Genomic DNA, 5,427 nt, shown 5'->3' on the forward strand with positions numbered 1-5,427 from the left:
CGGCGCGGGCCGGGGCGCTGCTCGACCGCCAGCTCACCCTCGCCCGGACCCGCGCGCACTCCGCCGCCCTCCAGGCGCTGGGCTCCTCCCGCTTCCACGCGGTCGCCGACTCGGTCGCGGTGCTCGCCTCCGAGGCGCCGCTGGCCCGGGTGGCGGCGGAGGTGCCGGCCGCCGAGGAGCTGCCGCCGCTCGCCGAACAGGCGCACCGGCTGCTCGCCGACGCGATCGCCCTGCTTCCGCTGGCCCGCGCCGGCCACCCCTACAACGCCGCCGCGCTGGCCGCCGACCACCGCCAGGACGCCCCCTGGCACCAGGTCCGGCTGCTGGTCCGGCTGAGCCACTACGCCCAGGAGGTGGTCGCCCCGGAGCGCCCGGACGCCCGGCTGGCCGAGTCCGGCCGGGCGCTGGAGCTGCACCGGGACGCCGCCGAGGCCGCCGACGCAGCCGCCACCGCGGCCCGTACGCCGCGGATCGCGCCGGCCACCGCGTACGCTCTCGGGGTCCTGCACGCCGATCAGCGGCACGAGGTCGAGGCGGCCCGGTTCGCCTTCGGGCGGGTCTGGCTGCCGAGAGCGGCCGAGCACGGCGCCTGAGGCGAAGCAGGGGAAACACCCAGGGGGAGACGTGGGAAAGGCAATGGGAAAGGCAACAGGCCGGAAGGGGCCGGGAGGAGGCGAGGGGCGGATGCCCGACACCGCACCGATCCGCGCCGCGGGGTGCGTGCTGTGGCGCCGCTCGCCCTCCCACGGCGGGATCGAACTCGCCCTGGTCCACCGGCCCAAGTGGGACGACTGGTCCTACCCCAAGGGGAAGCTGAAGCCGCGGGAGGATGCCCGGCAGGGCGCGCTGCGCGAGGTCCTGGAAGAGACCGGTATGACCTGCGAGCTGGGCCCCGAACTCCCCACCGTCCGCTACCGGGTGGGCACTCGCCCCAAGGAGGTCCACTACTGGGCCGCCGAGGCCACCGGCGGCGGCTTTCTCCCCAACAAGGAGGTGGACCGCCTGCTGTGGGCGACCCCCGAGGCGGCTCTGGACCTCCTCACTCAGCCCCGGGACAGGGAGCTCGTCGGGGTGCTGCTCAGCGTGCTCCGGGTGAGCGGGCGGGGGTTGTGAACGCGGCAGCGGCCGACGCTGTTCCCTTCTTCCGACGTTTCGCCGCCATGGGCGCCGGAGCGTGACTACCGTGTGTGCTCCGGCCGTTACGGGAATGGCCGGGAAGTCCCACACCTTCCACGGAGGAGGTCGCCGTGCCCCCGAGAAGGGTCGTCACCGGACGAAGCCCGGAGCCGCGCCGACGGTTCGCGGAGGAGCTGCGATTACTGCGGGCGAAGAAGGGCGACAGCCTGCGGCGGCTTGCCGAGGTACTCGGCTGGGACGCGTCCCTGTTCGGGAAGATGGAGAACGGGCAGACGCTGGGGAGCCCTGAGGTGGTGGAGGCGCTGGCCCAGCACTACGGGACAGGGGATCTTCTGCTGACGCTCTGGGAGTTGGCGGTGGGGGATCCGGCGCAGTTCCTGGAGCAGTACCGGAGGTACATGACGCTGGAACAGGAAGCGGTGAGTCTCTGGCACTACGCAGTGAGCGCGCCGCCGGGCCTGCTCCAGACGGCCGGGTATGCGCGCGAAGCGCTCGCGGGCGGTTTCAAGGGTCAAGAACTGGATCAGCAGGTCGAGGCGCGCATAGGGCGGCGGAAGTTGCTGGAGGGGTATGACGCACCACCGTTTCGCGCCATCCTCTCCGAGGCGGTGCTGCGCACGCGGCTATGCGCCTCTCAGGAGTGGCGGGAGCAGCTGGAGTACCTGGCGGAGGCGGCGGAGTGCCCGAACATCACGCTCCACGTACTGCTGTTCAGCGCCGGTCCTCATGGTCTGATGAACACCCCCACGATGTTCCTGCGGCTGCCGGACGGCCGTACCGTGGCGTACACCGAGAATGACGATCGCGGTGAACTGATCGAGGAAAACGGCAGGGTTGAGGATTTGCAGCGCCGATATGACGCGATGCGTGACCTGGCGCTGCGCCCGGCCGAATCGCGGAAGTTCATCATCCGGATGCTGGAGGAAGTGCCGTGCGAGCCATCGACCTGAGCGGTGTGACGTGGCGTAAGAGCAGTTACAGCAACACGAGTGGCGGCGAGTGCATCGAGGTCTCCGACGACCTGCTGACCAACGCCACTTGGCGCAAGAGCACCTACAGCAACCCGGACGGCGGCCAGTGCATCGAGGTCTCCGACGACCTGCTGACCAACGCCACCTGGCGCAAGAGCACCCACAGCAACACAGACGGCGGCGACTGCATAGAGGTCTCCGACGACTTCCCGGCCCTCGTCCCCGTCCGCGACAGCAAGGATTCCCACGGCCCCGCGCTCGTTTTCGGGTCGGCCGCCTGGGAGTCCTTCGTCACCGCCGTCAGCCGGGGCGGGTTCGCCGCCTGAGCCCGCAGGCAGGGGTTCCGGCGTTCAGCCCGGGCGGCGGGTGCGACGCATACTGGACTGATGCTGCACGCGGAAATCGAGATCAGCTCGTTCCTCAAGGCGCGCCGTGCCGCGCTCGACCCGGCCGAACTGGGTCTGCCCGGCGGGTACAACCGCCGCCGGGTCCGCGGGCTGCGGCGCGAGGAGGTCGCCCAGCTCGCCGGGATCAGCGTCGACTACTACACCCGCATCGAGCAGGGCCGGGCGCACGCCATCTCCGACTCCGTGCTGGACGCCATCGCCCGCGCGCTGCGGCTGTCGGGCGGCGAGGTGTCGTATCTGCGGAACGTCGCGGCGCCCCGGCGGCGCGGCGCGGCGGCGGTGTGCGCGCCCTCCCCGGGCAGGCCGCGGCAGACCGTACGGCCCGAGATCCAGCAGCTGCTGGACGCGATGGACACCGTGGTCCCGGCGCTGGTCATGGGGCGCGGCCTGGACATCCTGGCCTGGAACGCGCTCGGCGGCCGGCTCGCCTTCGACCTCGAACGCCTCACCCCGGACCGGCGCAACACCGCGCTGCTGGTCTTCCTCGACCCGGCCGCGCGGGAGCTGCACCCCGAATGGGAGAGGAAGGCCGAGGAGGTCGTCGGCAATCTGCGGGCCGAGAGCGGGCGGCACCCGGACGATCCGCGGATCTGCGAGGTGGTCGGCGAACTCCTCGACCGCAGCCCGGAGTTCCGCCGGCTGTGGGACGCGCAGGGGGTGTACGAGTGCCTGCGCGGCACCAAGCGGATCGTGCATCCGGAGGTCGGGGAGCTGACCGTCACGTTCGAGAGCCTGCGGCTGAGCACGGATCCGGATCAGGTGCTGGTGACGTACACGGCACCCCGGGGCTCGGTGACGGAGCGGCGGCTGCGGGAGCTGGCGGACCGGGTGGGCGGCGCCGCGCTCGCCGTCCAGGGCCCGGCCCAATCGGGCAGACCATAACGGCGCGGGTCAGCCGCCCCGCGGAGCCAGTGCCTCCCACCGCACCGTGACCTCGCCCTGGCGGCGCCGCCGCGGGTCGCCGGCCAGCGGCCAGTCCGCCGACAGGGAGTGGACGGCGGCCCGCCACCGCTGCCGGGCGCCCAGTGCGCCCAAGGGGGCGGCGGTGGCCCAGGCGCGGTCGAAGTCGCGCAGGAAGGCGTGCACCGGCTCGCCCGGCACATTGCGGTGGATCAGCGCCTTGGGGAGCCGTTCGGCCAGGTCGGAGGGGGTGTCGAGGGAGCCGAGCCGGGTCGCGAAGGTGACCGTGCGGGGCCCCTCGGGGCCCAGCGCGACCCAGACGTGCCGCCGCCCGATCTCGTCACAGGTGCCCTCGACCAGCAGCCCGCCGGGTGCCAGCCGGGCGCACAGCCGCTGCCAGACGGCGGTGACCTCGTCCTCGTCGTACTGGCGCAGCACGTTCGCGGCCCGTATGAGGACCGGGGCGCGCCCCCGCTCGCCCGGGAGCGGCACCTCGAAGCCGCCGTGGACGAAGTCCAGCCCGGCGCGCGCGTACGGGCGGGCGGCGGCGACCCGCGCCGGATCGATCTCGACGCCGACGACCTGCGCGTCCGGCCGCACCGTACGCAGCCTTCCCAGCAGCTCCAGCGCGGTCCAGGGGGCGGCGCCGTAGCCCAGGTCGACGGCGACCGGATCGGCGGTGCGGCGCAGCGCGGCGCCGTGCTCGGCCGCGATCCAGCGGTCCATGCGGCGCAGCCGGTTGGGGTTGGTGGTGCCGCGGGTGGCGTTTCCGACCGGTCGGCACGGCGCGGGCGCCGGGGCGGCGGTGGAGACGGGGGAGCGGCGGGCCATGCATCGAGGGTATGGGGTGCCGGTGCGCGGGCGGTTCCGGGTCACGCTTTGGCAAAGTACGGACTGGACGGGCCGGACGGAAATGGATGGCCGGCCGGCGTTGTTGCAGGGGGGCGGAGGCGGGCCGCCCGCCACGCCAAGGAGGTAGCTCGCAGTGAGCCAATACGTGTCCCGGCTCCGCAGCCGACCCCACGGCCCGTTCCCCGGCCCGGCACGGCTGCGGCTGCCCGGGGGACCCCGCCGGCCCCGCCGGGTCGCGATGCTGAGCGTGCACACCTCTCCGCTCCACCAGCCCGGCACCGGTGACGCCGGCGGGATGAACGTCTACATCGTCGAGCTGGCCAGGAAGCTCGCCGCCATCAACATCGAGGTGGAGATCTTCACCCGTGCCACCACGGCCTCCCTTCCGCCCGCCGTCGAGCTGGCGCCCGGCGTGCTGGTCCGGCATGTCGCCGCGGGCCCGTACGAGGGGCTGGCCAAGGAGGAGCTGCCGGCCCAGCTGTGCGCCTTCACCCACGGCGTGATGCAGACCTGGGCGGGCCACCGCCCCGGCTACTACGACCTGGTGCACTCCCACTACTGGCTCTCCGGCCATGTCGGCTGGCTGGCCGCCGAGCGCTGGCGGGTGCCGCTGGTGCACGCCATGCACACCATGGCCAAGGTCAAGAACGCCGCGCTGGCCGTCGGCGACACCCCCGAGCCGCCGGCCCGCGTCATCGGCGAGACGCAGGTGGTCGACGCCGCCGACCGCCTGATAGCCAACACCGCCGAGGAGGCCGACGAGCTCATCCGGCACTACGACGCCGACCCCGGCAAGGTCGCGGTCGTCCACCCCGGCGTCAACCTCGACCGCTTCCGGCCGGCCGGCGGCCTCGATCCCGCCGCGGTCGCGGAGAGCCGGGCCGCCGCCCGGGGCCGCCTCGGGCTGCCGCAGGACGCGGTCATCCCGCTCTTCGCCGGCCGCATACAGCCGCTGAAGGCCCCGGACATCCTGCTGCGCGCCGCCGCCGCACTGCTCGCCGAGGACCCCTCGCTGCGGTCCCGGCTGGTCGTCCCGGTGGTCGGCGGGCCCAGCGGCAGCGGTCTGGCCAAGCCGGAGGGGCTCCAGAAGCTGGCCGCCCGGCTCGGTATCGCCGACCTGGTGCAGTTCCGCCCGCCGGTCGGCCAGGAGCGGCTCCCCC

Annotated in this window: 6 protein-coding genes and 1 pseudogene; 6 read left to right on the plus strand and 1 reads right to left on the minus strand. The window is 73.5% G+C overall.

All coding sequences use genetic code 11. The annotated features are described in order from the left end of the window. The 5 genes from RZ84_RS41475 to RZ84_RS21040 all read left to right on the plus strand — a co-directional run. The coding region (locus tag RZ84_RS41475) for a CHAD domain-containing protein (protein WP_241777791.1) at window positions 1-593 on the plus strand (593 nt) is incomplete at its 5' end. Between the two features lie 91 nt (window positions 594-684). Continuing rightward, window positions 685-1,113 carry an NUDIX hydrolase gene (locus tag RZ84_RS21025; protein ID WP_043265588.1) on the plus strand — a complete coding sequence of 143 codons (429 nt, stop codon included), beginning with the start codon at window positions 685-687 and terminating at the stop codon, window positions 1,111-1,113. A gap of 134 nt (window positions 1,114-1,247) precedes the next feature. Then, entirely contained in the window at window positions 1,248-2,087 is an 840-nt protein-coding gene (locus tag RZ84_RS21030; protein WP_043265589.1) for a helix-turn-helix domain-containing protein, read from the plus strand. Next, complete coding sequence (locus tag RZ84_RS21035) at window positions 2,069-2,434, plus strand: DUF397 domain-containing protein (RefSeq protein ID WP_043265590.1); 366 nt, start codon at window positions 2,069-2,071, stop codon at window positions 2,432-2,434. The genes RZ84_RS21030 and RZ84_RS21035 overlap by 19 nt, the downstream gene beginning before the upstream one ends. Before the next feature lie 60 nt (window positions 2,435-2,494). After that, window positions 2,495-3,397, plus strand: a complete 903-nt coding sequence (locus tag RZ84_RS21040; RefSeq protein WP_052230062.1) for a helix-turn-helix domain-containing protein — start codon at window positions 2,495-2,497, stop codon at window positions 3,395-3,397. Window positions 3,398-3,406: 9 nt separating this feature from the next. Here the strand turns inward: RZ84_RS21040 and RZ84_RS21045 are convergent, their stop codons facing one another. Further along, window positions 3,407-4,246 (minus strand): class I SAM-dependent methyltransferase, encoded by an 840-nt coding sequence (locus RZ84_RS21045; RefSeq protein WP_043265591.1) that lies wholly within the window; start codon window positions 4,244-4,246, stop codon window positions 3,407-3,409. A 223-nt stretch (window positions 4,247-4,469) separates the two neighbouring features. On the opposite strand from RZ84_RS21045, the pseudogene mshA reads away from it, so the two are divergent. Next, window positions 4,470-5,427 (plus strand): annotated as a pseudogene (mshA, locus tag RZ84_RS21050) (D-inositol-3-phosphate glycosyltransferase); the annotation flags it as partial.

This window comes from Streptomyces sp. CT34 (genome assembly GCF_000805335.1).
In the GTDB taxonomy this organism is placed as follows: domain Bacteria; phylum Actinomycetota; class Actinomycetes; order Streptomycetales; family Streptomycetaceae; genus Streptomyces.